This window comes from Kribbella sp. C-35 (genome assembly GCF_046549195.1).
Lineage (GTDB): Bacteria > Actinomycetota > Actinomycetes > Propionibacteriales > Kribbellaceae > Kribbella.
Genome location: NZ_JAJPWG010000002.1, coordinates 206,629 through 230,116, shown reverse-complemented (window position 1 = coordinate 230,116; position 23,488 = coordinate 206,629). Strand labels below are relative to the sequence as shown.

General features: G+C 69.1%; 27 protein-coding genes. 20 read left to right on the top strand and 7 right to left on the bottom strand.

What is annotated here, in order from left to right; translation table 11 throughout:
• The first annotated feature begins 61 nt into the window (after nucleotides 1-61).
• The 4 genes from ACLJOO_RS13825 to ACLJOO_RS13810 are packed head-to-tail and all read left to right on the top strand — an operon-like array spanning nucleotide 62 to nucleotide 3,841.
• Nucleotides 62-1,186 carry a LolA family protein gene (locus ACLJOO_RS13825; protein WP_410787403.1) on the top strand — a complete coding sequence of 375 codons (1,125 nt, stop codon included), beginning with the start codon at nucleotides 62-64 and terminating at the stop codon, nucleotides 1,184-1,186.
• An 8-nt stretch (nucleotides 1,187-1,194) separates the two neighbouring features.
• On the top strand, nucleotides 1,195-2,130 hold the full coding sequence (locus ACLJOO_RS13820; protein ID WP_410787402.1) for an ATP-binding cassette domain-containing protein: 936 nt from the start codon (nucleotides 1,195-1,197) through the stop codon (nucleotides 2,128-2,130).
• Nucleotides 2,117-2,983, top strand: coding sequence for an ABC transporter permease (locus ACLJOO_RS13815; RefSeq protein WP_410787400.1), 867 nt, complete (start codon nucleotides 2,117-2,119; stop codon nucleotides 2,981-2,983). The genes ACLJOO_RS13820 and ACLJOO_RS13815 overlap by 14 nt, the downstream gene beginning before the upstream one ends.
• A gap of 6 nt (nucleotides 2,984-2,989) precedes the next feature.
• Nucleotides 2,990-3,841 (top strand): putative RNA methyltransferase, encoded by an 852-nt coding sequence (locus ACLJOO_RS13810; protein WP_410787399.1) that lies wholly within the window; start codon nucleotides 2,990-2,992, stop codon nucleotides 3,839-3,841.
• 66 nt (nucleotides 3,842-3,907) lie between these two features.
• Here the strand turns inward: ACLJOO_RS13810 and ACLJOO_RS13805 are convergent, their stop codons facing one another.
• Nucleotides 3,908-4,579: an FMN-dependent NADH-azoreductase gene (locus ACLJOO_RS13805; protein ID WP_410787398.1), complete on the bottom strand. Its 672-nt coding sequence runs from the start codon at nucleotides 4,577-4,579 to the stop codon at nucleotides 3,908-3,910.
• A gap of 121 nt (nucleotides 4,580-4,700) precedes the next feature.
• Between ACLJOO_RS13805 and ACLJOO_RS13800 the strand changes: the two genes are divergently transcribed.
• Nucleotides 4,701-5,249, top strand: a complete 549-nt coding sequence (locus tag ACLJOO_RS13800) for a MarR family winged helix-turn-helix transcriptional regulator (protein WP_410787397.1) — start codon at nucleotides 4,701-4,703, stop codon at nucleotides 5,247-5,249.
• Here the strand turns inward: ACLJOO_RS13800 and ACLJOO_RS13795 are convergent.
• On the bottom strand, nucleotides 5,246-5,896 hold the full coding sequence (locus tag ACLJOO_RS13795; protein WP_410787396.1) for a response regulator transcription factor: 651 nt from the start codon (nucleotides 5,894-5,896) through the stop codon (nucleotides 5,246-5,248). The two genes, ACLJOO_RS13800 and ACLJOO_RS13795, sit on opposite strands and share 4 nt — an antisense overlap.
• A 1-nt stretch (nucleotide 5,897) precedes the next feature.
• Complete coding sequence (locus tag ACLJOO_RS13790) at nucleotides 5,898-7,190, bottom strand: sensor histidine kinase (protein WP_410787395.1); 1,293 nt, start codon at nucleotides 7,188-7,190, stop codon at nucleotides 5,898-5,900.
• A gap of 386 nt (nucleotides 7,191-7,576) precedes the next feature.
• Between ACLJOO_RS13790 and ACLJOO_RS13785 the strand changes: the two genes are divergently transcribed.
• The 13 genes from ACLJOO_RS13785 (at nucleotide 7,577) to ACLJOO_RS13725 (ending at nucleotide 18,703) form a co-directional block, all read left to right on the top strand.
• Nucleotides 7,577-8,602 carry an ABC transporter substrate-binding protein gene (locus ACLJOO_RS13785; RefSeq protein ID WP_410787394.1) on the top strand — a complete coding sequence of 342 codons (1,026 nt, stop codon included), beginning with the start codon at nucleotides 7,577-7,579 and terminating at the stop codon, nucleotides 8,600-8,602.
• Between the two features lie 21 nt (nucleotides 8,603-8,623).
• Complete coding sequence (locus tag ACLJOO_RS13780; RefSeq protein ID WP_410787392.1) at nucleotides 8,624-9,439, top strand: ABC transporter ATP-binding protein; 816 nt, start codon at nucleotides 8,624-8,626, stop codon at nucleotides 9,437-9,439.
• The gene (locus ACLJOO_RS13775; protein WP_410787390.1) at nucleotides 9,436-10,233 is read left to right on the top strand and encodes an ABC transporter permease; all 798 of its coding nucleotides are present in this window, start codon (nucleotides 9,436-9,438) and stop codon (nucleotides 10,231-10,233) included. The genes ACLJOO_RS13780 and ACLJOO_RS13775 overlap by 4 nt, the downstream gene beginning before the upstream one ends.
• Complete coding sequence (locus ACLJOO_RS13770) at nucleotides 10,230-11,318, top strand: Ldh family oxidoreductase (RefSeq protein WP_410787389.1); 1,089 nt, start codon at nucleotides 10,230-10,232, stop codon at nucleotides 11,316-11,318. Before ACLJOO_RS13775 ends, ACLJOO_RS13770 begins: the two co-directional genes overlap by 4 nt.
• Nucleotides 11,318-11,713, top strand: coding sequence for a RidA family protein (locus ACLJOO_RS13765; protein ID WP_410787388.1), 396 nt, complete (start codon nucleotides 11,318-11,320; stop codon nucleotides 11,711-11,713). The genes ACLJOO_RS13770 and ACLJOO_RS13765 overlap by 1 nt, the downstream gene beginning before the upstream one ends.
• A gap of 41 nt (nucleotides 11,714-11,754) precedes the next feature.
• Nucleotides 11,755-12,588, top strand: a complete 834-nt coding sequence (locus tag ACLJOO_RS13760) for a fumarylacetoacetate hydrolase family protein (protein ID WP_410787387.1) — start codon at nucleotides 11,755-11,757, stop codon at nucleotides 12,586-12,588.
• The gene (locus ACLJOO_RS13755; RefSeq protein ID WP_410787386.1) at nucleotides 12,585-13,295 is read left to right on the top strand and encodes a GntR family transcriptional regulator; all 711 of its coding nucleotides are present in this window, start codon (nucleotides 12,585-12,587) and stop codon (nucleotides 13,293-13,295) included. The genes ACLJOO_RS13760 and ACLJOO_RS13755 overlap by 4 nt, the downstream gene beginning before the upstream one ends.
• Nucleotides 13,292-14,017: an SDR family NAD(P)-dependent oxidoreductase gene (locus ACLJOO_RS13750; protein WP_410787384.1), complete on the top strand. Its 726-nt coding sequence runs from the start codon at nucleotides 13,292-13,294 to the stop codon at nucleotides 14,015-14,017. Before ACLJOO_RS13755 ends, ACLJOO_RS13750 begins: the two co-directional genes overlap by 4 nt.
• A gap of 3 nt (nucleotides 14,018-14,020) precedes the next feature.
• On the top strand, nucleotides 14,021-15,580 hold the full coding sequence (locus ACLJOO_RS13745) for an FAD-dependent monooxygenase (protein ID WP_410787383.1): 1,560 nt from the start codon (nucleotides 14,021-14,023) through the stop codon (nucleotides 15,578-15,580).
• Nucleotides 15,577-15,966, top strand: a complete 390-nt coding sequence (locus tag ACLJOO_RS13740; RefSeq protein ID WP_410787382.1) for a cupin domain-containing protein — start codon at nucleotides 15,577-15,579, stop codon at nucleotides 15,964-15,966. The genes ACLJOO_RS13745 and ACLJOO_RS13740 overlap by 4 nt, the downstream gene beginning before the upstream one ends.
• A 1-nt stretch (nucleotide 15,967) precedes the next feature.
• Nucleotides 15,968-16,867 (top strand): amidohydrolase family protein, encoded by a 900-nt coding sequence (locus ACLJOO_RS13735; RefSeq protein ID WP_410787380.1) that lies wholly within the window; start codon nucleotides 15,968-15,970, stop codon nucleotides 16,865-16,867.
• 64 nt (nucleotides 16,868-16,931) lie between these two features.
• On the top strand, nucleotides 16,932-17,867 hold the full coding sequence (locus tag ACLJOO_RS13730; protein WP_410787379.1) for an alcohol dehydrogenase catalytic domain-containing protein: 936 nt from the start codon (nucleotides 16,932-16,934) through the stop codon (nucleotides 17,865-17,867).
• 146 nt (nucleotides 17,868-18,013) lie between these two features.
• The gene (locus ACLJOO_RS13725; RefSeq protein WP_130379386.1) at nucleotides 18,014-18,703 is read left to right on the top strand and encodes a GntR family transcriptional regulator; all 690 of its coding nucleotides are present in this window, start codon (nucleotides 18,014-18,016) and stop codon (nucleotides 18,701-18,703) included.
• Here the strand turns inward: ACLJOO_RS13725 and ACLJOO_RS13720 are convergent.
• The 3 genes from ACLJOO_RS13720 to ACLJOO_RS13710 are packed head-to-tail and all read right to left on the bottom strand — an operon-like array spanning nucleotide 18,669 to nucleotide 20,417.
• Complete coding sequence (locus ACLJOO_RS13720; RefSeq protein WP_410787377.1) at nucleotides 18,669-19,406, bottom strand: PIG-L family deacetylase; 738 nt, start codon at nucleotides 19,404-19,406, stop codon at nucleotides 18,669-18,671. The genes ACLJOO_RS13725 and ACLJOO_RS13720 overlap by 35 nt on opposite strands.
• On the bottom strand, nucleotides 19,406-19,870 hold the full coding sequence (locus ACLJOO_RS13715; RefSeq protein ID WP_410787376.1) for a PPOX class F420-dependent oxidoreductase: 465 nt from the start codon (nucleotides 19,868-19,870) through the stop codon (nucleotides 19,406-19,408). Before ACLJOO_RS13715 ends, ACLJOO_RS13720 begins: the two co-directional genes overlap by 1 nt.
• A 10-nt stretch (nucleotides 19,871-19,880) precedes the next feature.
• The gene (locus ACLJOO_RS13710; RefSeq protein ID WP_410787375.1) at nucleotides 19,881-20,417 is read right to left on the bottom strand and encodes a hypothetical protein; all 537 of its coding nucleotides are present in this window, start codon (nucleotides 20,415-20,417) and stop codon (nucleotides 19,881-19,883) included.
• 76 nt (nucleotides 20,418-20,493) lie between these two features.
• Here ACLJOO_RS13710 and ACLJOO_RS13705 point away from each other — a divergent pair, with 76 nt between their 5' ends.
• Both ACLJOO_RS13705 and ACLJOO_RS13700 read left to right on the top strand, forming a co-directional pair.
• Nucleotides 20,494-21,285, top strand: coding sequence for a hypothetical protein (locus ACLJOO_RS13705; protein ID WP_410787374.1), 792 nt, complete (start codon nucleotides 20,494-20,496; stop codon nucleotides 21,283-21,285).
• Nucleotides 21,285-22,865: a DNA polymerase Y family protein gene (locus ACLJOO_RS13700; protein WP_410787372.1), complete on the top strand. Its 1,581-nt coding sequence runs from the start codon at nucleotides 21,285-21,287 to the stop codon at nucleotides 22,863-22,865. Before ACLJOO_RS13705 ends, ACLJOO_RS13700 begins: the two co-directional genes overlap by 1 nt.
• Here the strand turns inward: ACLJOO_RS13700 and ACLJOO_RS13695 are convergent.
• On the bottom strand, nucleotides 22,862-23,473 hold the full coding sequence (locus ACLJOO_RS13695; protein ID WP_410787371.1) for a GNAT family N-acetyltransferase: 612 nt from the start codon (nucleotides 23,471-23,473) through the stop codon (nucleotides 22,862-22,864). The two genes, ACLJOO_RS13700 and ACLJOO_RS13695, sit on opposite strands and share 4 nt — an antisense overlap.
• Nucleotides 23,474-23,488 lie beyond the last annotated feature (15 nt).

The following is a 23,488-nucleotide window of genomic DNA, read 5'->3' as shown; positions in this document are numbered from 1 at the left end:
TTCGGGTGAACCTACCCTGAGTGGGCTTGGATCCGGTCCGGCCCAGTGCGAGGCTGTATCCATGGGCGTAGCACAGCGCAGTCGACGGTGGTTGGTTCCGGTCACGGCAGTCGCGGTGGTAGCAGGGGTGGGGGCACTCGGACCAGTGGTCGCGGATGCCTCGCCGAAGCTGCCCGGCATCTCCGCGCAGGATCTGCTCGCGAAGGTGCAGACGGCGAAGGTCGACGGCCTGAGCGGCACGGTCCGCTCGGACGCGGACCTGGGCCTGCCGGCCATCCCTGGCGCGCCGGCCGGTAGTGAGCAGCTGACCGAGATGCTGAGCGGTCAGCACACCGCGCGGGTCGCGTTCGCGAGCCCGGACAAGGCACGGGTCTCGGTGCTCGACAACCAGGCCGAGCGGGTCTGGACCACCGACGGCAAGTCCGCGTGGGCGTACGACTCGTCCAGGCGCGAGGCCGTGAAGCTGACGGTGCCCGAGCACAAGAACGCAAAGCCGGAGAAGGCGGTGCCGTCGTACGACCCGCAGGCCGTCGCCAAGCAGTTCCTCGACGCGATCGACCCGACCACCAAGGTCGAGGTCAGCGGTACCGAGAAGGTCGCCGGCCGCGATGCGTACAAGCTGCGCCTGGTGCCGAAGACCGACAAGACGACCGTCGGGTCCGTGACGCTGGCGATCGACTCCAAGACCTGGGTCCCGCTGGACGTGACGGTGATGCCGCGAACCGGCAACGACCCGGCCGTCGAGGTGGGGTTCAGCTCGGTGTCGTTCGACGTACCGGCCGCGAGCACGTTCACCTTCACCCCGCCGAAGGGTGTGAAGGTCACGGACGAGAAGGTGCCGTCGCAGGACCGGCCGAAGCGGGTCGCCCCGAAGCAGATCGAGCCCAAGCAGGTTGAGCCGAAGCAGACGAAGCCTGGTACGGCGAAGGCGGACGAGCCGACCGTGATCGGCGAGGGCTGGGAGAGCGTCGCGATGATCCGCGGTGCGCAGACCGGCCAGCTGACCGGGAACGGGCCGCTCGCGCAGCTGCTCGCGAAGGCGCCGACCGTGTCGGGCACGTGGGGCACGGGCAAGGTGCTGACCAGCAAGATGGTGAGCGCGCTGATCACCGACGACGGACGGGTCTTCGTCGGCCTGGTCACCCCGGACACCCTGCAGGCCGCCGCAGCGAAGGCCCCCCGCTGAACAGCCAGATGACGAGCGCGCCGGTCGTCACCCACGGGCTGACCAAACGGTTCCACGGCGGACAGGTCGCGGTGGACGCGGTCGACCTGGAGGTGCCGGCCGGCAGTGTGTTCGGCTTCCTCGGCCCGAACGGGTCGGGGAAGACGACGACGATCCGGATGCTGCTCGGCCTGATCGCGCCGACGTCCGGCGAGGTCGAGCTGCTCGGCGAGCCGATGCCGAAGGCGCACCTGCGGGTTCTGCCCCGGGTCGGCGCACTGGTCGAAGGGCCGGCGTTCTACCCGTTCTGGACCGGCCAGGCGAACCTGCTGCGATTCGACGCGGCTGACCGCACCGCTGACCCGAAGACGCGGAAGGCGCGCGCCGGTGAAGCGCTCGAGCGGGTCGGGTTGTCGAACGCGGCCGGTAAGAAGGTTCGCGCGTACTCGCTCGGTATGCGTCAGCGGCTCGCGATCGCGGTCGCGTTGATGCAGCGGCGCGAACTGCTCGTGCTGGACGAGCCGACGAACGGTCTCGACCCACAGGGCACCCGCGAAGTCCGGCACCTGATCCAGGAGCTGGCGAGCGACGGTACGACGGTGTTCACGTCGACCCATCTGCTCGCCGAGGTCGAGCAGGTCTGCACGCACGCGGCCGTGATGAGCCGCGGGAAGCTGCTCCGGCAGTCGACAGTCGAGGACCTGCGCGCCGAACTCCGGCCACGGCTGGTCGTGCGTACGCCGGATGCCGGGACGGCGGCCGAGACGCTGCAAGGTCTGGGCGTGACAGATCTGAAAACAACAGGTGAGACCGTCGAGGGAGATCCCGGCGAGCTCCCGATCGAGAAGTTCGCCGCGGCTCTGGTCGCGGCCGACGTACGCATCCACGGCTTCGGCCTCGAACGCCCCAGCCTGGAAGACGCCTTCGTAGCACTCACCGGGGAGGGCTTCGATGTCGCAGAGTGAAACATCAACCGAGGTGTTGGTTGATGCACAACGGCCGAGTGCGGGGCGGCATACGCTCGCGCTCTTCATCTCTGAGTTGCGGTTGGTGTTCGGGCGGGCCCGGACTCAGGTGGGGCTTGGGGTGCTGGCCGCCGTGCCGGTGCTGATCGGGGTTGCGGTCAAGATCGCCGGCTCGGACAGCGGCGCCGAGGGGTTCATCGGGCAGATCGCCGGGAACGGGCTGTTCCTGATCGTCGCCAGCCTCGGCCTGTCGCTGCCGTTCTTCCTGCCGACCGCGGTGACCGTGATCTCGGGAGAGTCGCTGGCCGGCGAGGCCAGCCTCGGCACCCTGCGCAACCTGCTCACCGCACCGGCCGGCCGATCCCGGCTGCTCGCCGCCAAGATGGTCGCCCTCGCGATCTTCTGCCTGGCCGCGACGATGACGATCTGGATCTCCGGCCTGATCGTCGGCTTCATCCTGTTCCCGGTCGGCGACGTCCTGCTGCTCTCCGGCTCGACCGTCTCGCTCGGCGAAGGCCTGCTCCGCGCGCTCGGGATCGCCGTCGTGATCTCGCTGTCGCTGCTCGGGCTCGCCGGCATCGGCCTGTTCGTCTCGTCGCTCACCTCCACCCCACTGGCCGCGATGGCGGCGACGTTCGGAACGTTCATCGTGCTCGGCATCCTGACCGCGATCCCGCAGCTGCACGCGATCCACCCGTGGCTGCTGATCTACCGCTGGCAGTCGTTCGCCGACCTGCTCCGCGACCCGCCGTACTGGCACGAGATAGGCCGCAACCTGCTCCTCCAAGGCGGCTACCTGGTCGTCTTCTACGCCGCCGCCTGGGCGAGGATCACCAGCCGCGACATAACCTAAGGTCCCGTGGAAGCAGACCTAGTGGCCGTCCTGCGCTGTCCGGTGTGTGCTGACCGGCTGGCGCTGGACGACCGTACGGCGCGCTGCCCGCGCGGGCACGCGTACGACCTGGCCAAGCAGGGCTACCTGAACTTGTTGCCCCCGGCCTCGAACGGCATCGAGGGCGACTCGGCCGCGATGGTCGGCGCGCGCACTGTCTTCCTCGGCGCCGGTCACTACGGACCGATCCGCGACGCGCTGATCCTGCAGGCCGGGCTGGGCGACGACGACCTGGTCGTCGAGGTCGGCGCCGGCACCGCCTACTACCTGTCCGGTGTCCTAGGCCTGTCCCCGAACCGCCGCGGGATCGCGTTGGACGTGTCGAAGTACGCCGCCCGTCGCGCGGCCCGGGCGGACCCACGGATCGCCTCCGTGGTGTGCGACGCGTGGCGTGAACTGCCGTTGATGGACGGGTCGGCGAACCTGCTGCTGAACGTGTTCGCCCCACGCAACGCCGCCGAGATGGCCCGCGTACTCGCGCCCGACGGCCGGCTGCTCGTCGTCACGCCGAACCAGCAGCACCTCGGCGAGCTCGTCGGCGTACTGGGGATGGTCAGGGTCGACGAGCAGAAGGAACGCCGGCTGGAGGAGTCGCTGGCGGGGGAGTTCGAGCGCGTCGGCACCGAGCTGGTCGAGGAGACGATGCGCCTCGACCGGTCGGCCGTCGAGCAGCTGGTACTGATGACGCCGAGCGCGCGCCACCTGGACTACCGCGAGCTGCTGCAGCGGATTGGCATACTGCCAGAGCCGGTGCTCGTCACGTTGTCGGTGAACTTGTCGACGTGGTCGCGGACCTCCAGCACTCCACAATCGGCCTGACAACGGCCCGCCCACGCTCAGCCTGCTCGCCGATGGGCCATTGTGTAGTGCTGGAGGTTCGGTCGGTCAGGCTGCCTGGCCGCCGATGAGTTCGCGGGCGACGACGGTTCCGTGGTTCTCGGCCTCCACGTGCGCCTCGGACTCCGACACCTTGGAGGCGCCGATCAGCTCTTCCATGCCCGGGGTGACCGGGGCGAGGGTGAGCTCCGCGGCGGCGGTCCGGAGGTTCATCCCGAAGACGTCGCCGAAGATGCGCTCCAGGTACGGCGTGGCGTGGTCCCAGCCGTGCTTCGGCGAGCCCGGCCCGTAGCCCCCGCCGCGGGCGAGCGCGAAGATCGCCGGCCGCCCGGCCAGCGGGCGCGAGCCGAAGGCGAGGTCCTTGTCGATCACCAGCAGGTCGATCCACGTCTTCACGTGCTGCGCGATGCCGTAGTTGTACATCGGTACGGCGAGCAGGACCGCGTCGGCGCTCACGATCTCCGCCTTGAGTTCGTCGGCGATCGCCTGGGCCTCGGCGAGCGGCATCCGGTCAGACTCGGCGACCGGCTCCTGGCCTACCTGGGCCGCGGCCAGGGTCGGCCACACGGTGGCGGGCAGCGGGTGCTGACCGAGGTCACGCCGTACCACGACACCGTCCGGGTGCTCAGCCTTCCAGGCGGCTTCTGCGCTGTCCGCGAGGGCGCGGGACACCGAGCCGTCCAGCCGGATGCTGGCGTCGACGCGTAGCAGGGTGCTCATTCGTTCTCCATCAAGTTGAGGGGGCGTGCTCGTATTGAGCTGTTCCGAAGATAATCTGTCAGACAGAACATATTCAAGTCAGATCGTATTCCAGGTGGCGTACACCACGTACGATGGGGACATGTCCAGTACTCCGCCCGACGTCGCGACCCGCGGTCCGCGAGGGGTCGAGCCCGCCGTCGCCAGTGGCGCACCGGTGGAGGCCGACCTCGGCTGGGCGCTGGGCGTCGTCTTCCGGCGGTACGCGAAGGCGTCCGCGGCGGCGCTCGAAGGGCTGCCCGGCGGACCACGGGGCTACCAGGTGCTCGCGACGACCAGCGCCGAAGGGCCGAAACGGCAGCTCGACCTGGCCGCTCAGCTCGGCGTCGACCGGACCGTGATGACCTACCTGCTCGACGACCTCGAGAAGGCAGGCCTGGTGCAGCGCCGGCCCGACCCGGCCGACCGGCGGGCGCGGCTGATCGCGCCGACCGAGGCAGGCCACGAGGCTCTCTGTGATCTCGAGCGGCGGCTACGGGCCACCGAGGACGAGATGCTGGGCATCCTCGACGAGTCGGAGCGGTCGAGCTTCCGGATGCTCCTGCAGCGCCTGGCGATGAAGGCCAACGCCGTCGACCCGCTGCACAACGCCTGCACCCTGGCCGAGGCCGACGACCCGGCTAACACCTAGTGCAAGGGCACAAAGCCTGATTCGTAGGCCAGGATCACCGCTTGCGTCCGGTCCCGGGCGTTGAGCTTGGAGAGCACGTTCGCGACGTGCGTCTTGACCGTCTGCAGGCCGAGGATCAGCTCCGCGGCGATCTCCGCGTTCGACAGTCCGCGCGCCATCAGCCGGAGGACCTCCTGCTCGCGCTCGGTCAGCTGGTACCGGTCGAGTCCGCTCGCTGCCGGGGCGCCGACGTGGGCGAGCGCAAGGGCGCGGATCGCCTCCGGGAACAGCAACGACTCGCTCTTCGCGACCGTCCGGATCGCCGCGATGATGTCGTCCGGCGGGGTCCGCTTGAGCAGGAACCCGGACGCTCCGGCCCGCAGCGCGTCGTACACGTAGTCGTCGTTCTCGAACGTCGTGACGACCAGCACGCGCGGCGCCGGGTCGAGGCTGTCCAGCAGCAGTCGCGTCGCCTGGATGCCGTCCACCGCGGGCATCCGGACGTCCATCAGTACGACGTCCGCGCCGGTACGACGTACCAGCGGGAGCACCTCCGCCCCGTCGCCGGCCTCACCGACGACCGTGAGGTCCTCCTCGGCGTTGATGATGGCCCGCAACCCGCTACGAATCAGCGGCTCGTCGTCGACCACGACCACGGACAGGTTCATCTCATCCCTTCGTCACGCTGACAGGTAACCGCACTGCCAGTTGCCATCCTGGGGCGTCGTGCCAAGTGATCGGGCCGGCGTCGACGGTTCCTCGCAGTACGGCGACTCTTTCACGGATGCCGGCCAACCCGCGGCCGCCGCCGGAGTGATCGGACTTGCCGCTGATGGGGTTGGTCACGGCGAGCCGCAGGCCGGATGAGTCGAGGCAGATCGAGAGGTGCACGGCCAACTTGTCGGCCGGGTGTCCTGCATGGCGGATCGCGTTGGTCAGGCCCTCCTGGACGATTCGGTACGCCTCCCGGGACACCGCCGCCGGCAGGTGCTCCAGCGCACCCGATCGTTCGACCTCGACCGTGATCCCGCCGGCCCGGGTAGCGTCGACCAGCCGGTCCACACCTCCGAGCGTGGCCTGCGGCGTGGTCCGGGAACCCGGCCGCCGGTCGTCGCGGAGCAGGCCGAGTACGTGGTCGAGATCGGCCAGCGCAGCCCGGGCCGAGGTCTCCATCGCAGCCAGCGCGGTCTCGGCGAACTCCGGATCGCTGGCCAGTACGCGGCGGGCAGCGGCCGCCTGGATCGTGACCAGGCTCAGCGCGTGCCCGACGCTGTCGTGCAGCTCGCGGGCGAGACGGTTGCGCTCGGCAAGGGTCGCGGTCTGCTTCTCGAGGAGCTCGATGCGCTCCGCCGCGGTCGGGCCGAGTACGCGGGGCGCCAGGTACGCCAGCAGGGCGCCGACGGCGGCCGACAGCAGGAACAGCCCGGCGAGACCGCCGATCGCCGCGGCCGGCATCCACAGGTCGGTCCAGTCGCCGTGGATGTCGTACGACCAGCCGGGGACGACGTCGCGAGCACCGGGGGAGCGGAACGGCGCGGCCAGCCAGATCGCGCCGAGACCGAAAACGATCGTGCTGAGGATGCCGACGACGCCGCCGGCCAGCAGGTGCAGGCAGAACCACAGCGTCGTACGCCGTCGTTGTGCCCAGGTCCGCGCCGGACCGAGCGGCCGTTCCTCGAACCGCACCGCGAGCAGCGACTCGACCGCGATGCCCTCGACCTCGCGGACGGCGGGCAGCAGACCGAGCACGATCGGCGGCACCAGGCCGAGCAGCACCCAGATGGTGCCGGTGGCAACCTTCGGCAGGCCGAGGCCGCCGACCACCGCGCCGAGCGCGCTGTCGACCAGGATGAACGCCAGGACCAGCGCCGCGCCGAGCAGCAGGTACACCCAGCGCAGGTACGTTGACGGACGCCACAGGCAACCGATCGCCTGCCACACCCGTCGTGTCGCGTCTCGCACCGTCACATCCTGTCAAAGCCGGGACCGTGTCACCTCCCTCCCCGGAGTGAACGGAGGGAAACCCGTGAATCCGGCCGGACCGGGTGGGCTGGGTCACGAAGAAGTTGAGGGTTTACGCAAATTTGACGGTGTGTCGCCGAGTTCGGTCTCTGCGGGCGTCGCGATCTGCTGCTCCGGCAGGTACGGTCTGTGGTCGGGGCGGGTGCCCGTCCGGTTACAGGATGTGTCTGCCGGACAGGTATGGGGAACGGCTCCAGGACGGGTGGTCAGCAGGACCGCGAGGACCCGGCGCGGCGGACGTCAATTCGCCGTGAAGACCCCGCGGGTGAATTGACCACCCCTCTGTATTTGATGTTTGATCAAATATCGGGACGAGAGAGGTCGATATGAGGTTGAGGCGTTCCGTCATCGCCCTGATGGCGGTCCTGGGGCTCGCCCTGGTGAGTGCGTGCAACGGCGGCGACAAGGACAAGGAAGCCGGCGGCGACGGGTTGCAGAAGGTCAGCTACCTGACGTCGTTCAACACCTTCGGGCGGGAGGCGTACGCGTACGTCGCGCTCGAGAAGGGGTACTTCAAGGACGCCGGTTTCGACGTCAAGATCACGCCCGGCAGCGGCACCGTCGACGTGATGAAGCTGGTGGCCGGCGGTCAGGCCGACTACGGCATCGGCGACTTCACCGCGATCGCGATCACGCTCGCCAAGCAGAAGCTCCCGGTCACCACGGTCGGCATGATCCACCAGCGCTCGATGGCCGGGATCATGTCCCTGGAGGGCCTGGGCATCAACGGGCCGAAGGACCTGCCCGGCAAGACGATCGGTGACCAGCCGGGCTCCACCAACACGGTGATGTTCCCGGTCTACGCCAAGGCGGTCGGTATCGACCCGAAGACGGTCACCTTCCTCCCCTCGCCGCCGCCGGGCCTGCCGGCCCTGCTGGCGTCCGGCAAGGTCCAGGGCATCGGCCAGTTCATGGTCGGTGAGCCGCTGATCGCGAATGCCGACAAGGAGAAGCACCGCAAGGTCATCAAGCTGCCGTACGGCAAGGTGCTGCCGGACCTGTACGGAAACGCGATCATCACCCGGTCGGACCTGGCCAAGGACCACCCGGACCAGGTGAAGAAGTTCACCAATGCGCTGCTCAAGGGCCTGCAGGACACGTACAACGACCCGGACGCGGCGGCCGCGATCCTGAAGAAGTACGTGCCCAACACGGATCTCGCGGTGGCCACTGCGGAACTCAAGATCATGAAGGAGTACATCAAGCCTGAGGGCTTCAACGGTCCGCTGGGTGAGGTCACGCAGGAGCGGGTGCAGAAGGTCATCTCGCTGCTGGAGGAGTCGAAGGCGATCGGCTCGGGCGCGATCAAGCCCGAGGACGTCGTGACGCTGAACCTGGCTCCGAAGAGCTGAGGGCAGGAGTACAGGAACCGGATGATTCGCCTGGACGGCGTGGGGCAGGTCTTCGACGGACGCGAGGGCCAGGTGACCGCCCTGGAGAAGATCGACCTGCACGTTCGAGGCGGTGAGTTCGTCACGCTGATCGGCCGGTCCGGCTGTGGCAAGTCCACGCTGCTCCGGCTGATCGCGGGACTGCTGCCCCCGACGTCCGGTGCGGTCCAGGTGGCGGGGGAGCCCGTCACCGGACCGCGCCGGGACGTCTCGTTCATGTTCCAGCGGCCGGCGCTGCTGCCGTGGCGCTCGGTGCTGTCGAACGTGCTGCTGCCGGTCGAGATCGACAAGGGCGACCGGAATAAAGCGGAGTACAAAGAACGGGCTCACCAGCTGCTCGAGCTGGTCGGGTTGCAGGGGTTCGAGCGGCGGCTGCCGCACGAGCTGTCCGGCGGTATGCAGCAGCGGGTGTCGCTGTGCCGGTCGCTGATCCGCGACCCGCAGGTAATGCTGATGGACGAGCCGTTCTCCGCGCTCGACGCGCTCACCCGGACCGAGCTGTCCGAGGAGCTGCAGCGGATCAAGATGGAGCTGTCCACCACGATCGTGTTCGTCACGCACTCGATCGAGGAGGCCGTCGTACTGGCCGACCGGGTGGTCGTGCTGACGCCGCGGCCGGGCCGGATGCGGGAGGTCGTAGAGATCGACATCCCGCGGCCGCGCAGCCTCGGCCAGAACGCGCACCTCACCGAGGTCGCCGAGATCAGCGGCCGGTTGCACGCGCTGCTGGCCGAGAAGGCGCCCGACGAGCTGCAGGCGGTCGGCGAGGCGCGCCCGGTCGACGAGGTGCGGCAGTGACGACCCGGCGGACGATGCCGAAGCGGACCTGGCTGACCGATTCGACGGCGGCCGCCGTCCTGCTCCCGATCATCGGCCTGGCGGCCGCGATCGGGTTGTGGTGGGGCGCGACGGTCGCGTTCTCGATCGAGCCGTACCTGCTGCCGAGTCCGTGGGACGTGGTGGTCAAGTTCTTCGAGCAGCCGGGTTACCTGCTGCAGGAGACCGGTACGTCGATGCTCGAGACGATCGAGGGCTTCGGTCTCGCGATCGTGATCGGCGTACCGATCGCGCTGGTGATCGTCCGCTCGGTGGTCCTCGAGCGGCTGGTGTACCCGCTGCTGCTGATGGTGAACTCGATCCCGAAGGTGGCGATCGCGCCGCTGCTGGTGATCTGGATGGGCTTCGGGCAGTGGCCGAAGGTCGTGATGGTGCTGCTGATGTGCTTCTTCCCGATCGTGATCTCGACCGCTCAGGGGATGAAGTCGACGCCGGCCGAGCTGGTCGAGCTGATGCGGTCGCTGAACGCGAGCCGGGCGCAGGAGTTCTTCAAGCTCAGGCTGCGGTACGCGATGCCGCAGATCTTCACCGGGTTCAAGGTGGCGATCTCGCTGGCCGTGATCGGATCGGTGATCTCCGAGTTCGTTGGCGCCACCAAGGGACTCGGGTACGTCATCCAGCAGTCCGGCGCGAGCGCCGACACCACGCTGGCGTTCGCCGCGATCACCCTGCTGAGCGTGATGAGCATCGTCTTGTTCTACGCCCTGGTCCTGCTCGAGCACTGGCTCCTCCCGTGGGCGCGGGAGAAGCGATGACCGCACAGGCTTCCGATGCGGATCGGCAGGTGCTGGTTCGGCCCGAGTGGCTGGAAGCGACCGTGGCGGGGGTGTTCACGGCACTCGGGTTCGACTCCGCGGACGCGACCGAGATCGCCACCGCGCTCGTTGAGGCCGACCTGCGCGGCGTCAGCTCGCACGGCGTGATGCTGGTCCCGATGTACGTCGAACGCCTGAACGCCGGCGGTGTGACCCGGGAACGCGAGCTCGACATCCTGTTCGACGCCGGCGCCGCGATGGTGGTGGACGCCCGCGGAGGGATGGGCCAGCTGTCCAGCCCGCAGGCGATGCGGCACGCGATCGAGCGCGCCGGCCGCTACGGGATCGGTATCGTCTCGGTGCGCAACGCCCACCACTTCGGCGCGGCCAGCCGCTGGGCGATGCAGGCCGGCCAGGCGGGGTGTATCGGTATCGCGATGTCGAACACCACACCGCTGATGCCCGCCCCGGGTGGCGCGGAACGGCTGGTCGGCAACAACCCCCTCGCCATCGCGGTGCCGACCACGGCAGGGGTCGAGATCGTTCTGGACATGGCGTTGTCGGCTGTTGCCCTGGGCAAGATCCGGCTCGCGTCCTCGGCCGGACGGCCGATCCCGGACACCTGGGCCACCGACCCCTCGGGGACGCCGACCACGGACCCGGACGAGGCGGTGCTCGGCATGCTGCTGCCGGCCGCGGGCCACAAGGGCTTCGGGCTGGCGTTGATGATCGACGTGCTCACCGGTGTCCTGAGCGGCGGCGGCTGGGGCGACCAGGTCCGCCCGCTGTACCGGGAGCCGGACCGGCCGAACGACTGCGCGCACCTGTTCCTGGCGATCGACCCGGAGCTGATGGGCGGCGTGGAGGACTTCAAGCGCCGCTCCTCCGGGCTGGCCGCTCGGGTGCGGGGGAGTGCGACGGCGCCGGGGGTGAACCGGTTGTACCTGCCGGGGGAGATCGAGGCCGAGCGCGCGGCGCAGCAGCGGCGCAACGGCGTACGGATCGAGAGGTCGGGACTGGACGGGCTGCTGGCGGCCGCACGCGCAGTCGGCGCCGTGATCCCGTCGGGAGGGGTGTTGAACTGATGCCGAAGACACAGGTTTCCACTGAGGCGCTGCGGAGCCCGAACGGGGTGTTCTCGCAGGCGACCACGATCGAGGCGACCGGGCGGCTGGTGTTCGTCTCCGGGATGACCGCCCGCCGTCCGGACGGCAGCATCGCCGGCGTCGGGGACGTCCGGGAGCAGACCCGGCAGGTCTGCGAGAACGTGAAGTCGGCGGTCGAGGCGGCCGGCGGCCTGCTCGCGGACGTCTGCCGGGTGGATGTGTACGTGCGCAACATGGAGGACTTCGCCAAGATCCACGAGATCCGGGCGCAGTACTTCACCGAGCCGCTGCCGGCGTCGACGATGGTCGAGGTCAGCAAGCTCGCGCACCCGGACTATCTGATCGAGATCAGCGCGATCGCTGTGATCGCATAACCAGGGGGTGACCGTGATGCGTGGCGTTGAGTGGACCTGAGATGAAGTACGTGATGGTCGAGTACGCCGGGAGCGAGCGGCCCGGCGTACTCGACGGCGATGCGGTTCTGTTGCTCGACGCAACGGATCTGACCGGCGTGATCGGCGCGTCGGCTCCTGTGGTGGACAAGATCCCTTACAGCGAAGAGATCCTGCGTGCGCCGCTGCGGCGGTTCCGGCGCGACATCCTGTGCACCGGGTGGAACTACTGGGATCACTTCGAGGAGAGCAAGGGCAAGCGCGAGGGCCAGGACGTGGACCGGCCCGAGCACCCGACGTTCTTCACCAAAGGCCCGGACGTGGTGATCGGTCCGTACGACGACATCGCCTGGGACCCCGCGATTTCCGCCAAGTGGGACTACGAGGCCGAGGTCGCGCTGGTGATCGGTAAGACCGGTAAGAACATCCCGGTCGACGAGGCACTCGACCACGTGTGGGGCTACACGCTTGCCAACGACGTGTCGCAGCGGGACCTGCAGCGTGCGCACGGCGGGCAGTGGCTGAAGGGCAAGAGCATCGACGACACCATGCCGTTGGGTCCGTGGATCGTGACCGCCGACGAGGTGGGCGACCCGCAGGATATTCACCTGCAGTGCCTGGTGAACGACGACGTACGGCAGGACGCGTCGACGCGACAGATGGCGTTCGACGTGGCCACGTTGATCAGTGAGCTGTCTTTCGGTATGACGTTGCGCCCGGGCGACCTGCTGCTCACCGGTACGCCGGCCGGTATCGGGAATGCCCGCGAGCCACAGGTGTTCCTGCAGGACGGCGACGTGGTCGTCACCCGGTCCGACAAGCTCGGCTCGTTGCGTAACCGGGTGACGCGGGTATGAGTGGGCCACTTGAGTTGCTTCCAGGTGGCGGTAAGGGAGGGCGCCGTACTCTCGCCGAACACGCGGCCGCAGAGCTGCACCAGCTGATCCTGTCCGGTGAGCTACCCAGTGGTACGCCTCTTCGCTTGGTGGAGTTGGCCAGCCGGCTCGAGATGAGCCAGATGCCCGTGCGTGAAGGCCTCCGTCGGCTCGAGGCGTTGGGCCTGGTCGAGATCATTCCGCACCGTGGCGCGTGGGTACGTGACCTCTCGCTGTCGGACCTTCGAGACACGCACGAGACGCGGCTGGCGTTGGAGAGTCTCGCCGTACGCGCGGCTGCGGCCCACTTCACCGAAGAGGACCTGACGAAGGCAGCGGCCGCACTGGCCGAGCACCTCCGGTTGTCGCGCGCGGAGGACTCCGCGGGTGCCCGTGAGGCGCATGCGGACTTCCACTTCGCGATCTACCGGGCCAGTGGCTCGCAGTGGTTGCCGCGAGCAATTGAGCCGGTCTGGCAGAACAGCGAGCGGTACCGGTTCGGTAGCCGTCCGACCGCGTTCCTGATCGAGCGGAGCCGGCAGGAGCACCAGGCGATCCTGGACGCGTGTGTGGCACGAGACCCGGACGCGGCCGAGCAGGCGTTGCGCAGTCACCTCGCTGGTGCGTTCCAGCGGATCACCGACACGATGACATCGAAGCAGTCGTCGAAGCAGAAGGAGACGCCATGAGAGCGAGCTTCGATGCGACCGGTGAGGTCGTGGTGATCACAGGTGGCGCCCAGGGCATCGGTGCGGCGCTGGCTGCGGCTGTGAACGCAGCGGGTGGTACGGCGGTTGTCTTCGACGTCACTGCACCGGCCGACGGCGTCCAGCACGTCAAGGTGGACGTGGCCGACCGGTCCGCGGTCGAGGCTGCGGTAGCGGGTGTGGTGGAGCGGTACGGGCGTATCGACGGTCTGGTCGCCGGTGCGGCGGTGCAGCCGCGGTCGACGGTGCTGGAGATGGACGCGGACGAGTGGACCCGGACGTTGCAGGTGAACCTGGACGGGGTGGTCTGGGCGTGTCAGGCCGTCGTACCGCACATGGTGGCGCGGCAGTCCGGTTCGGTGGTGGTGTTCACGTCCGGGATGGCGTCGACCGGGTTTGCGGGCGCTGCGGCGTACGCGGCGAGCAAGGCGGCGCTGGTCGCGTTCGCCAAGACGCTGGCGGTGGAGGTGGCCGCCGACCGGGTGCGGGTGAACGTGGTCGCGCCAGGGGTCATCGACACCGAGCAGTTCCGAGGTGCGAACGCCGGTGCGGACCGGGAGCACTGGCAGGACACCATAGGTATCGGCGACCCCGAGGACGTGGTCGGCCCGTTGCTGTTCCTGCTGTCCGACGCGGCCGCGATGACCGGGTCCGTACTGACGCGGGAGCGCGCTTTTGCCAAGCTCACGAGCTTTGTGGAGTAGCAAGTGACTGAACAGCTGCCTGTCGCTGTCGTAGGTGCCGGACCGATCGGTCTGACCACCGCGCTCGGTCTCGCGCACTACGGCATCCCGTACGTGCTGCTGGAGGAGGACGCGGTCCTGTCGTCCGACACCAAGGCCGGTACGACGCTCAGCCGGACGCTGGAGATCTGGAACCGGTACGGCGCCGTCGACGGCATCCTCGGCGCCGCGCTGCGGATCGACGAGATCGGCGACATCGACCGGGCCACCAACACTCCCCGTGCTTCGGTGCAGCTGGCCGAGCTGGTGAACGACACCCAGTTCCCGTTCGTCATCAACCTGCCGCAGCAGAAGATGGAGCCGCTGCTGGCGGCAGCCCTTCCGGAGCCGGTGCGGACGCAGCACCGGATGACGTCGTTCGAGGTCCGCGACGATCGCGTCGTACTGCAGCTGGAGACCCCGGACGGCCCACAGGAGCTGGAAGCGTCGTACCTGCTGGCCTGTGACGGCGGGCGTTCGCGGATCCGTGATGCGCTCGGTGTGAAGGTGGTGGGGGAGACCCTGCCCGAGCGGTACATGCTGATCGACGTCGTGGTGGACCTGGACGTCGACAACGCCAGGGACTACCCGTACCTCGCGTACTTCGCGGACAAGTCCGAGTGGATGGTGCTGATCCGGCAGCCGGACAACTGGCGGTTCCTGTTCCCGCTGGCGCCTGGTGCGGACGCGCCGGGTGACGAGGACCTGTTGGTGAAGGTGAAGCAGTTCATCGGTGAGGTGGACCGGATCGAGCTGATCGGCTCGGTCGTCTACAACGTGCACCACCGGGTCGCGGAGCAATGGACGCTCGATCGCAAGGTCTTCCTGATGGGCGACGCGGCACACCTGATCACTCCGATGTGGGCACTGGGGCTGAACACGGGTGCGTTGGACGCGTCCAACCTGCCGTGGCGGCTGGCCTGGGTGCTGCGTGGCTGGGCTCATCCGTCGTTGCTGGATGGCTACGAGCGGGAGCAACGGCCGGTGGCGATCGAGGGCTCGGGGGAGATGGCCGAGGCCGCCCGCAAGTACATGTCCTTCCAGCGCGGTGCTGTCACCGAGGACACGGGAGCGTGGGCCACGGCGTACAACCGGACGCTGCTGAGTGTGCGGCTGGACGTCGAGGGTGTCGGCGACTGGTCGATGGTGGCTACGTCCGCCGCGCCGCCGGCCGTACGGGCGGGTGACCGGGCGCCGGACCTCGTGCTGCAGAGCCCGACCGGGCGTACGTCGATCCACGACCTGTGTCGCGACTCGTTCGTGGCGCTCTACTTCACCGACGTACGGCGCCGGCCGGAGATCCCGGTGAACGGGTCGCCCGCGTTGCAGCACTACGCGGTGTCCCGGTGGGACGCGCCGCACGACTCCGGTCTGCGGGACAGGGCCCTGTTCGACCCGGGCAGTGTCGCCACGAAGAGGTACGGCGTACCGGCGGACAGCGTCGTACTGATCCGGCCGGACGGTCACATCGCTGCGGTTGCTTCGATGGGTACTGGTGTGGCCGAGGAGCTCTACACGCGGGTCACCGGTCGGGAGGTGCCATGAGCTTCGACGAACCGTTGCGGGAGATCTTGCTGCAGACGGACGACCTGGAGTGGGTGGAGAAGTCGCTGGACGGCCTGTCCCACAAGATGCTGTGGCGGGACCCGGTGACCGAGGCGTCGATCGCACTGGTGCGGTTCGAGAAGGGCTCGGGCATCCCGTCGGAGCACAAGCACGCGTCGAACCAGTTCATGTTCTGCCTGTCCGGCCGGTACGTGTACCTGCCGACCGGGACGACGCTGACCAAGGGCAGCTTCTACTGGAACCCGAAGGGCGTCGTGCACGGTCCGACGCGTGCCGAGGAGACCTCTGTCCTGCTGGAGGTGTACGACGGTCCGCACTACCCGGAGCGTCCGGACTTCTACGACAACGACGAGGACGCCCGCTGACATGGCCGGTTGGGACGTCCACACGCACCTGATCCCGCCGACCGTGCTGGCGGCGGCGCATCGGGGTGAGTTCGGGCTGTCCGTCGACAACGGCTCGCTGGTCGTCGACGGGGAGCGGCTACCGCTGCGCCGGCTCGCCGACCCGGCCGCACTGCTGCACTGGATCTCGTCACAGGACCTGGACGGTGCTGTGGTGTCAGTGCCGCCGGCCCTCTTCCGGTACGACGCTGGCCTCGAGTGGACCGAGCTGGTGAACCAGGGGCTCCGGGAGCTCGCCACACCGCAGTTGCGTGTGCTGGCGCACCTGCCGCTGCTGGACCCGGTCGCACCCTCTGTAGCCGCCGGACTGGCCAGTGAGGGCGTCTTCAGCGGTTTTGCCCTTGGTACGCCGAGTTACGCCGGGCTGGACCCGGTGTGGCGGGTGTTGGACGCGCTGGAGGCGTTCACGCTGATTCACCCGGGACACAGTGACGACAAGCGGCTTGATTCGTTTTACCTGTCGAACCTGTTGGGGAATCCGTACGAGACCGGACTGGCGGCGGCTTCGCTCGTCTTCGCGGACGTGCCGGGGCGGTTCCCGGGAATCCGGTTCTGTCTGTGCCATGGGGGTGGTGTGACGGCGGCCGTCGCCGGACGGTGGCAGCGCGGGATCGACCAGGACCGACCGGGGATCGAGCCGGTGTCCTTGCCGGTGGCCGAGGCCTTGCGCCGCTTCTACGTCGACGATCTGGTCCACGACGACGCCGTACTGGAGCTGCTGACGAAGACGTTCGGGCCCGAGCGGGTGCTGGCCGGAAGTGACTGGCCGTTCCCGATGGGCAGCGACGAGGTGTCCGCCGCGCGGTCCGCCGCGGCCGAGGTGCTGACCCGGCCGCTGGCGAAGGAGGTCGCCGAGTGGTGAGACACGTGTTCTGTCTGATCGAGGTTGTGATCAGATATCAAATCGTGGGGAACGGGGTAGAGGCGTGAGTACACGGGGGACTGTCCTGCGCAGTCATGGACCAGGGGAACAGCCCAAGGCCGAAGAGGTCGAGCTGACCGCCGGTCCCGGTGAGACGTTGGTGGAGGTGCGGCTGGCCGCGGTGACGCCGCTGGACCGGTCGACACTGGCCGGAAAGCAGCCGACCATGCCGTTCGTGCCTGGCTCCGAGGGAGCCGGTGTGGTGGTGAGCTCGGACGCTTTTGAGGCGGGTCTGCCGGTGGTGGTCCGTGGAGCCGGCGTCGGCGTGACCCGGGACGGTGTCTGGGGCCGGTACGCCGTCGTGCCGGATGCCGCCGTACACCGACTGCCGTCGTCACTGGAGCCCGGTACGGCGCTCGCGTTGATGACGCCGGTGTTGACGGCGCACACCGCCGTACGACGGGTGGCCGACGTACAGGAGGGCGAGACGGTCGTGGTCACCGGCGTCACCGGTCTGGTCGGGCACATGTGTGCTGCGATCGCACGGTCGGCCGGTGCGTCCCGGGTGATCGGTCTGGTGTCGCTGGACGACCACGCCGACGGTGCGAATGGAGTGGTGGACCAGCTGGTCCGGGTGGACGGTCTGGGACAGGTGGGCCGGGAGCTGCCGTGGTGCAACGCGGTCATCGACACCATGGGCGGTCCGGTGGCCGGTGGGGTGATCGGGCACATCTCTCCGGGCGGACGGATCGCCGTACTGGGCTACAAGGCCGGTGAGTTCACCACGATCGACCTGCACCAGCTGATCGGCCGGGACCTGCGGGTGCTGCCGGTGAACCTGCAGCGGACCACGTTGGCACCGGATGCGGTCGGTCAGGCGCTGGCCGATATTGCAGGAGTGTCCTGGCGAGCGGACTATGACGTCGTACCGGCAGAGCGGATCGGTGACGTACTGGACCGGCAAGCCGGCCGGGTTCTGCTCGACCTGACCGGTCTTTGAGAGAGCCCTGAGAGAGCGCCGGTGGCCTAGACCACTCATGTTTGCTGGGCTTCTAGCTGAGCAATCTGTCGTCGAAGGCCGTCAGATACCCGGTCGGCGGCTACGGTACCTCCAGAGCTGAAGAGGAGAGAGGCAGCCCGCTACTGATGATCCGACGACTCGAGCTCACGCCTGGGGGCCCGACAGGGCGTCGTACGCTCGCCGAGGAAGCTGCCGCCGAGCTGCACGAGCTCATTCTGTCCGGCGAACTTCCCAGCGGTACGGCGCTCCGGCTGGAGGAGCTCGCCAAGCGACTGGACATGAGCCAGATGCCGATCCGGGAGGGGCTCCGGCGGATGGCGGCGCTCGGCCTGGTCGAGATCGTGCCGCACAAGGGCGCCTGGGTGCGTGAGCTGTCGATGGAGGACCTGCGCGACACCCACGAGACCCGGCTGGCGCTGGAGTCGCTGGCAGTCCGCGCGGCTGCGACGCGGTTCTCCGACTCGGACGCGGCGGCCGCTCGGACCGCACTGGCCGAGCATGTCCGGTTGTCGAAGCTGGGCGACAACATCGCGTCCCGGCAGGCGCACACCGAGTTCCACTTCGCGATCTACCGTTCCGGCGGCTCGCGGTGGCTGCCGCGGGCGATCGAGCCGGTCTGGCAGAACAGCGAGCGCTACCGGTTCGGTTCGCGGCAGACCAAGGCCCGGATCGAGCAGACCCGTCGCGAGCACCAGGCGATCCTCGACGCGTGCCTGGCGCACGACGAAGAGGGTGCGGAGGCAGCGCTGCGCGAGCACCTCGAAGGCGCCATGCAGCGCATCACCGAGACGATGGAGCGCCGCTCGAAGCAGTGAGTTCTTCGAATCGGTCCTGCTGCCAGCCGGTCGCGTCGAAGACCGCACGGAGCAGTAGTCCGTCGCTGCTCGCCCGGTGCACTCCTAGGAGTTCTTCGAGCGGCTTGCTGCCCAGGCCGTCGTAGTACTCGTCCAATGCCTGCCGCCGTCGCTGCTCGGATGCTCCGCCGATCTCCTCCAGCGGCGCATCGCATCCTTTGACGTGGCCTGACCCGACCTGCTGACCCGGTGCGAGCTGTTGGATCAGCTGCTCGCCCGCACGCACGTCCTGAGCTCTCACGCGTGCACCCAGGGCACGACAGTCGACGTGCTGGAGTGCTCGCTGGACTCCTTGTGAGATGGCGATGTGGTCCGGGTGACCTGTCAGCCCGTCACTGCCCACCGTAAGAATGAGCTCCGGCTCGATCACGGCGGCTGCGACCGCGATTGCTTCGGCCAGGTCGTCCGGCGACGCAGCGGCCAGTGAGCGTGGTCCGCTGCGGCCGCCGTCGTCGATCCACTGGTCCACTGCTCCCAGCCAGTCCCACTCGTTGATCCCGAGCAGTGAGCAGGAGGCGCTGAGGTGATCGAGGGCTCCGTGCATGCCGGCGGTAGCGACTCGCAGTACGACGTGCCAGCCCTGCTCGTTCAGTACGGACGTGGCGGCGCCTGTGGCGAACACCTCGTCGTCGGGGTGTGCGTGGACTACAAGCGCCGTACGCATCAATCAGCGAGGTGTGCTGGGAAGCCGCCGGTGGCGATCGGGCTCCAGCGCTCCGGGGTGATGCGGATGAGGCACTTGCCCTGCTTCACCATCGCCTCGCGGTACTCGTCCCAGTCCGGGTGCTCACCGGAGATGGAGCGGTAGTAGTCGACCAGCGCCTCCACTGCGTCCGGCAGCTCGATCACCTCACCGCTGCCGTCGACCTGCACCCACGCGCCGTTCCACTCGTCCGACAGGACGATCACACTGGCCTTGCCGGCCCGCTTCACGTTCGTGCTCTTCGCCCGCTCCGGGTACGACGAGATGACGATCCGCCCCTCGGTGTCCACACCACCCGACACTGGCGAAGCCTGCACCGTCCCGTCGGCCCGGGTGGTCATCAGCAGCATGTGATGACGCGGTCGCACGAACTCCAGCAACCCGTCGAGCTCAACCTTGGTATTGGTGGCAATAGTCCTTGGCATGCCTCTCACCCTATGTCTGCTCTATGTCTGCCGGGGTGATGAGGTGCTCCAGCTCGTCGTCGGTGAGCTGGTTGATGAGGTGCTTGGCGCGTTGCGCCTGCGCGGTCGTGGGCAGGGCACCGTCGAGCAGGTCAGGAAGGAGGAGCTCGTAGCCGGCCCGGGCGCGGGGCGAGTAGCGGTGGCGGGTGCGGGCCACTGCCGAGGACACGCGGATCGCATGCTCGTTTCCGGGAGGTACGCCGGGGCGGTCGGTCTCCTGCGCCGCGAAGCGGAAGCCGTTCGCCTTGTCGCAGCCCGGGCACCGGGAGTCGCCGGCGCCGAGCGTGGAGCCGCAGTCCGGGCAGGTCAGCTGGTTCAGTGCGCCGTCCACGATCCGCCAGTCGAACTCGGAGGTGTCCTGCAGCACGACCTCGGCCAGCTGGCGCGCTTCCGCCGTACCTCCGGACTGTGCGCAGAAATGGGCGCAGAAACTGTCCCAGGCGGCGTCGATACTGGCCTCGACCTGGCGCAATGCGGTGGTGAACCGAGGGTGATCGACACGACGCATGCCCCGGACTCTAGCCAGCCGCAGCCCTGTGGACGACCGGATTGACTTGTTCGAACAGGTGTTCGAACATGGAGTCATGACGGGGAGCGAGGCAGCGGGAGGCCGAGTCACAGCGCTCGATCACGCGCGCCTGCTCCTCGCCAGAGCCAAGGCACAGAAGGGCGCCGCCGAAGCCGATCCGGGGTATGAGGCGAGGACGACCCGGGTTCCTTCGGCGGCGCGGGTGCAGCAGGCTTTGGATACGGCGGGAGTTGATCGGGAGCTGCCGACGCATCCGGCGGTGGGTGAGCTGCTGGCGGGGGCGAGCCTGCGCGGCGGCTCGGTGTATTCGGTGCGGGGGAGTGCCGCGCTGGTGATGGCCCTGATGGCCGGGCCGTCCGCGGAAGGAGCCTGGTGCGGTGTGGTCGGCGTGCCGTCGTTCGGGGCCGAGGCGGCGCGCGGGCTCGGGGTGGATCTGGAGCGTCTCGTGCTCGTTCCGGATCCGGGGCCGGAGTGGCTGAGCGTCGTCGCCGCGCTGGTCGACGCGCTGACCGTGGTGGTCGTCCGCCCGCCCGGCGAGGTGACACCGGGGGAGGCGTCCCGGCTCGCCGCGCGGCTCCGGACCCGCGGCGCGATGCTCATCGCGTACGGGTCCTGGCCGGGCAGCGAGGCCCGGTTCGAGATCGAGAGCAACACCTGGACCGGTCTCGGCGACGGCGAAGGTCTGCTCGCCGCCCGCCGCGCGACCGTCGCGGTGACCGGCCGGCGCGCCGCCGTCCGGGCACGTCACGAGCTCTGGCTGCCGGCTCCCGACGGCACGATCCGCTCCACCGGGACCGCGGAAGCCCGGCCGGAGGAGTGGCCGGAACAGATCGGCGCGGTGGGCTGATGAATGGGCTGACCCGGACGATGGTGATCTGGGTGCCGGACTGGCCGGTGGCGGCGGCCGCGGTGGCGACCGGGCGGTCACCGGACGAGCCGATCGCCGTACTGGAGAAGGGGAAGGTGCTCGCCACCTCCGCCACCGCCCGCGCCGAAGGGGTACGGCGCGGGCAGCGGGCCCGGGACGCGCAGTCGCGGTGCCCGGAGCTGGTCGTGCTGAAGTACGACCCGGTGATCGACGCGCGGGCGTTCGACCCGGTGATCTCGTGCCTGGAGGCGATCACGCCGGGCGTGCAGGTGATCCGTCCGGGGATGTGCGCGTTGAAGGCGCGCGGCCCGGCGCGGTTCTACGGCAGCGAGGAGGCGGCCGCGGAGAAGCTGCTCGACCGGCTCGAGACGTACGACGTGCATGGCAGCCGGATCGGGATCGCCGATGGGCCGTTCGCCGCGGAGCAGGCGGCCCGGGTGAGTTCCGCGCGGACCCGGGTGCACGTGGTGCCGCCGGACGGTTCACCGGAGTTCCTCGCGCCGCTGTCGGTCGACGTACTCGAGCAGCCGACGCTCACGGACCTGCTGCGCCGGCTGGGGTTGCGGTCGCTGGGGGCGTTCGCGCAGTTGCCACGGACCGAGGTGCTGACCCGGTTCGGTCCGGACGGCGCCTTCGCCCATCGGCTCGCCCGTGGGTACGACGATCGCCCGGTGACCGGCCGGGCGATCCCGCCGGAGCTCACCCGGACGCTCGACTTCGAGCCGCCCGTGGACCGGGTCGACCAGGTCGCGTTCGCGGTCCGGGCGGTCGCCGACGAGCTGATCGCCCGGCTGACCGAGCTCGGCCTGGTGTGTACGACGCTGCGGGTCGAGGTCGGCACCGAGTCCGGGCGGATCCATGAGCGGGAATGGCTGCACCCGCGCTGGTTCACCGCGGCGGACGTGGTGGACCGGGTGCGCTGGCAACTGCAGGGGAGCGGTACGGCGACCAGCGAGCTGACGTCACCGGTCGTCCGGGTGCGACTGATCCCGGACCAGGCGGATCCGGTCGGCGCGCATGTCGACGGGTTGTGGGGCGGCGGTCCGGACGAGCGGATCCACCGCGCGTTGTCGCGGGTGCAGAGCATGCTCGGTCACGGTGCGGTGGTGTCGGTGGTGATCGGCGGTGGTCGCGGGTTCGCGGAGCGGCAGACGCTGATCCCGTGGGGCGACCCGGCCGTCCCGGCGCGGTCCCCGGACCAGCCCTGGCCCGGGGCGATCACCGCGCTGGCGCCGACCACGGTCTTCCCGGAGCCGATCCCTGCGAAGGTGTTCGCCGCGGACGGCACTCAGGTCTCGGTCAGCGCCCGCGGCGAGCTGTCCGGCGCCCCCACCGCGTTCACCCTGCTACCCGCCCGCGTCCCCGGCGTTCAAGTTGCCGACAGCAACAAGATCCACCCGATCACCGCCTGGGCAGGCCCCTGGCTCACCGCAGAACGCTGGTGGGACCCCAGCACCGAGTCCCGCCAGGCCCGCTTCCAGTTCGAGACCGCAGACACCCGAGCCTGGCTCTTCACCCTCCACCAAACCACTTGGCAAGCCCAGGCCACCTATGACTAGGTGAAGTCGATGCGCATGACGGTGCGGCGGAGGGTTGGGTGAGTGATTTGGCGGAAGCCGGCTTCTTCGAAGGCTTGGTGAGGGCCCACGTGGAGCTCGCCCCAGGTGATGGTTTTGCCGGGCTGGGTGAGCATCGGGTAGGCCTCCAGTGCGCGGGCGCCGCGGCTGCGGGCGTGCGGGATCGCGGCGCGGGCGAGGTGATAGGTGAGGCCGCGCCCGCGGAAGCCTTTGCGGACGGTCATGCACGTGACGGCCCAGACGCTCTCGTCGTCCTTGTCCTCGGAGCGGTCCGCCCACGGGATGCGCGACGTCCGCAACTTCGGGTACGCCGTTCGCGGCTCGACGGCGACCCAGCCGGCCGGTTCGTCGTCGACGTACGCGACCAGCCCGGTGGTCGAGGTCGCGTCCGGTGCACCGCACGCGGTCTGGTCCTGTAGTCGCGTCATCCGCTCGTCCAGGGTGGAGTCCCGCCAGATCCACCCCCGGATCTTGAACCGCTGACACTGGCACTGACCCGCGTCCGCCGTACCGAACACCGCCTGCAGGTCCTCCCACGGCGCTTCGTTCGCCGGTACGGCGGTCACCTGCGACTCCTCGATCACCTGCATGGGCAGCACGCTAAC